Source organism: Mycobacterium sp. TH-M82, from assembly GCF_057473605.1.
Genome location: NZ_JBYCKY010000048.1, coordinates 1 through 3,861 on the forward strand (window position 1 = coordinate 1; position 3,861 = coordinate 3,861).

Genomic DNA, 3,861 nt, shown 5'->3' on the forward strand with positions numbered 1-3,861 from the left:
GCAGTCGTCGCTGGCCGATGCCAAGGTATACATCGGCGGCATGGCCGCTATGTATGAGGACATGCACGACGGTGCCAAATACGACTTGATGATCGCGATCGTGGCATCGCTGACCCTGATCTTTCTGATCATGATGATGATCACCCGAAGCCTGGTGGCCGCACTGGTGATCATCGGCACCGCGTCCAGCTCCATCGCGTCGTCGTTCGGGCTGTCGGTGCTGATCTGGCAGGACATCGTCGGCCAGGACGTCTACTGGGTGACGCTGGTGTTGTCGGTGATCGTGCTGTTGGCCGTCGGATCCGACTACAACCTGCTGCTGGTCTCCCGGTTCGAGGAGGAGATTCATGTCGGGCTCAAGACCGGATACATCCGGGCGATGGCGGGCAGCGGCGGGGTGGTGACGGCGGCGGGCATGGTGTTCGCGTTCACCATGTTCGTCATGCTGTTCAGTGATCTGCGGGCGATCGGGATGTTCGGAACCACTGTCTGCATCGGACTGTTGCTGGACACGTTCGTGGTCCGGGCGTTCTTCATGCCGTCGATCGCCACCCTGCTGGGCCGCTGGTTCTGGTGGCCGCAGGTGATGCGCCCGACCGGCCCCAACGTGGTGCGCGGGATCGCGGCGCACACACCGCATGAGCCCGACACCGAGAGGTTCGCGGCGGTGTCGGCACAACAGACCTCACCTCCCGAGCCTCCCGAGCCTCCCGAGCCCGCCGGATGAGGCTCAGTCGCCGATAGTGACGCCGTTGGCAACCTCGACGACTACCGCCAGCGCCCCGGCCCCGACGTGCAGCGCCAGCACCGGTCCCAAGTCGGTGACGGTCGCCGGTGCAGCCGCCGGCAACCGACCCGCAAGAGCAGCCGCCAAATCGGCTGCGCCGACCGGGTTGCCGACGTGATGGACCGCCACCACGGCCGGGCGGTCGCCGACAATCTCGCAAACGTGCTCGACCATCGCCGCAACCGCCCTGCCGGCAGTGCGGATCCGTTGTGCCAGCACCAGCTTTCCATCATCTATGCACAACAGCGGCTTGAGCGACAGCGCAGTGCCCAGCCATGCCGCCGCGCCGCCGATCCGCCCGCTGCGGCGCAGGTTGTCCAGCCGGTGTACGACGAGGTAGGCGTGGACCCTGCCTGCTGCCGAGTCCGCCGCGGCCACAACGGTATCCAGACCACCGCCGCTGGCCGCTGCCCGGGCGGCGGCAAGCACCACGAAGCCGGTGCCCATCGCCGCCGATTTCGAGTCGACGACGCGAATCCGGGGGCCGATCTCTTCGGCTACTTGCGTTGCGGTGCCAAATGTTCCGGACAGTGCCGACGACATATGTACCGCCACCACGCCGGCAGCACCGCTGTCGACCAGCGCCTGCCGGTAGGCGGCGAGCAACTCGGCGGGGCTGGCCGCTGCGGTGGTGGCAGCTTCACGCTGGTGGATGTCGGCGGGGATCTGGTCCACACCGTCGCGCAGATCGGCGCCGTCGAGCAGTATGTGTAACGGGACCTGGCGGATCCTCCACCGGTCGCGCAGGTCGGCCGGCAGGCATGCCGACGAATCGGTCACCACCATGACGGCCATCAGCGCGACTCCGGTACGCCCGCTTCGGCCAGCGCTTGCAGCGTCAGCTCCGCGACCGCCCGGTGCGCCTCGAAGTTCCAGTGGATGCCGTCGGGGTTGCCGCGTCCGCTCATGATCTGCCCGGCGACCGCGGCTTTCAGGTCGACCAGCGGAATATTATGGCGCCGAGCCCAATCGGTGATGACCGCCGCTGTCGCATCGCGCCCGTGGTGAGCCCGACCGTAGGTGTCGGCGATGTGCACCGACGGCAATGACGCCACAATCGGAATACCCGGGCGGTTGAATTCTATTGCACCCCTCGCCAGCTCGAGGTATTCCACGCTCAGGTGCGGCGGCAGTGCCGACCGGGCCACCGGGGACAGCCGTGGCTGCACCCAGCCGTAAGCGTCACGCACCCAGCGCCGCAGCCGCGGCGGCCGCAGGTATCGAATCGACTCACGCAGCGCCGTCGGCAGCACCGACGGCAACGAATCCATGCCGCTGGTGGCGAAGACCACCGCGCCGGCTCGGGGCAGCGCCGCCCAGGCGCGCGGGTCCTGAGTCGCCGCCCACCACACGTCGCGGCACGTCCAGCCGATTCGGCCAATCAGCTCGAGATCCCACCCGAGTTGCGCGGCAACAATATTCGGCCAGATTCGCGGGTCGTCGGCTGGCAGGCCGCCAGCCGGCCCGTAGTAGGCCAGCGAGTCGGCGAAGACCAGCAGCCTGGGCCGCGCCGCTGATTCAGCCGACTCAAAAGTCATCGCCGGCGACCTGCGCAGAGGCGTTCCACACGTCGAGATGCCAACGGATCTCAATGAACTCGCCGTCGGTATCCGAACCGCCGTCGTGTCCACTCAGCTGCGTCCAGCTGGCGTTGCCCATCCCGCCCAGGACCGGCCAGTTGGTGACCGGCAACCGCAGCAGCGCGGCGGTCAGCGCAGCGATCAGCCCGCCGTGGGCGACCAGCACCACCGGCCGGTCGGGTTCGCCGGGGGCGCCCCACTCCGTTGCGCCGGACACCAACTCGGCGACCAGCGGCATGCTACGGGCGGCAACGTCGACCCTGCTCTCCCCGCCGTGCGGCGCCCAGGTGGCGTCCTGCCGCCAGGCCCGCCGGGCGCCGGGCGCGACCGCATCGACCTGACCGTGGGTGAGGCCCTGCCAGTCGCCGAGGTGGGTCTCCCGCAGCCGGGCGTCCACTCGCACCGGCAGCCCGGTGCGCTCCCCCAGCCTGACTGCGGTGTCGTAGGCCCGGCGCAGGTCCGAAGACACGATCAGCAGCGGCTGGCGTTTGCTCAGGACCTCGGCGGCCACGCCGGCCTGGGCGTATCCCAGCTCGCTGAGCGCGGGATCCAGTTGGCCCTGCATCCGGCTTTCGGCGTTGAATACGGTCTGCCCGTGCCGCAACATGACCAGGCGGCAGATCCTCACGGCGTGCTCCGGATGCTCGCCGGCGGGCGCTCGGCCAGGTCTGGCAGGTCTGGCAGGTCGACCGGCACCACCGGACAGTCCCGCCACAGCCGGTCCAGCGCGTAGAAGTCGCGTTCGTCCTGGTGCTGGATGTGCACCACGATGTCGACGTAATCCAGCAGCACCCAGCGACCCTCACGGGCACCTTCCCGGCGGGCCGGCTTGTAGCCCGCCCGGCGCATCCTCTCCTGAACCTCGTCGACGATCGAGTTGACCTGCCGCTCATTGGACGCCGAGGCGATGACGAAGCAGTCGGTGATGACCAGCTGCCCGGAGACGTCGATGACGACGACGTCATCGGCGAGCTTGGCGGCCGCGGCGCCGGCGGCCACCGTGGCCATCTCGATCGCCTCCGGCGTGGCGGTCACGGCTGCGCTCCGGTGTCCGGTTTGCGGTAGAGGCGGCGTTTGGCCACATATTGGACCACCCCGTCGGGCACCAGATACGAGATCGGCCTGCTGTCCGCGGCGCGCTGCCGGCAGTCCGTCGACGAGATCGCCAACGCCGGCACTTCCACCAGGGTCAGCGCGCCGTCGGGCAGCCGGCTGAGAACCCCGGAGAGGTGGGCGCCGTCCAGGTCGTAGCCGGGCCGACTCACCGCGACAAACCGCGCGATCGCGAACAGTTCCTTCCAGTCGTGCCAGGACAGGATGGAGGCCAACGCGTCCGCCCCGGTGATGAAGTACAGCTCGGAGTCGGGGTTGAGAGCGTGTAGTTCCCGCAGGGTGTCCCGGGTGTAGGTGGGGCCGCCGCGGTCGATGTCGACCCGGCTCACCGAGAAGCGCGGGTTGGACGCGGTGGCGATCACCGTCATCAGGTAGCGGTCC

General features: G+C 68.8%; 6 protein-coding genes. 1 reads left to right on the top strand and 5 read right to left on the bottom strand.

The genetic code is table 11. The annotated features are described in order from the left end of the window. Window positions 1-727, top strand: a 727-nt coding sequence (locus AC2VON_RS01595) for an MMPL family transporter (protein ID WP_486951362.1), incomplete at its 5' end; no start/stop codon positions are given. Window positions 728-730: 3 nt separating this feature from the next. On the opposite strand, the gene AC2VON_RS01600 is transcribed toward AC2VON_RS01595, so the two are convergent. The 5 genes from AC2VON_RS01600 to nadD form a co-directional block, all read right to left on the bottom strand. Beyond that, window positions 731-1,582 carry a DegV family protein gene (locus AC2VON_RS01600; protein ID WP_486951363.1) on the bottom strand — a complete coding sequence of 284 codons (852 nt, stop codon included), beginning with the start codon at window positions 1,580-1,582 and terminating at the stop codon, window positions 731-733. Continuing rightward, window positions 1,582-2,325 (bottom strand): diglucosylglycerate octanoyltransferase, encoded by a 744-nt coding sequence (gene octT / locus AC2VON_RS01605; protein ID WP_486951364.1) that lies wholly within the window; start codon window positions 2,323-2,325, stop codon window positions 1,582-1,584. The genes AC2VON_RS01600 and octT overlap by 1 nt, the downstream gene beginning before the upstream one ends. Next, a complete protein-coding gene (gene gpgP / locus AC2VON_RS01610; RefSeq protein ID WP_486951365.1) occupies window positions 2,315-2,995 on the bottom strand; it encodes a glucosyl-3-phosphoglycerate phosphatase in 681 nt (226 codons plus the stop codon). Before gpgP ends, octT begins: the two co-directional genes overlap by 11 nt. Beyond that, window positions 2,992-3,402: a ribosome silencing factor gene (rsfS, locus tag AC2VON_RS01615; RefSeq protein WP_486951366.1), complete on the bottom strand. Its 411-nt coding sequence runs from the start codon at window positions 3,400-3,402 to the stop codon at window positions 2,992-2,994. The genes gpgP and rsfS overlap by 4 nt, the downstream gene beginning before the upstream one ends. Continuing rightward, the coding region (gene nadD / locus AC2VON_RS01620; protein WP_486951367.1) for a nicotinate-nucleotide adenylyltransferase at window positions 3,399-3,861 on the bottom strand (463 nt) is incomplete at its 5' end. The genes rsfS and nadD, both read right to left, overlap by 4 nt.

Bases quoted from the DNA above. Each gene is read 5' to 3' on its own strand.
- AC2VON_RS01600 (WP_486951363.1), bottom strand. From the start codon at position 1,582: ATGGCCGTCATGGTGGTGACCGATTCGTCGGCATGCCTGCCGGCCGAC.
- octT (WP_486951364.1), bottom strand. From the start codon at position 2,325: ATGACTTTTGAGTCGGCTGAATCAGCGGCGCGGCCCAGGCTGCTGGTC.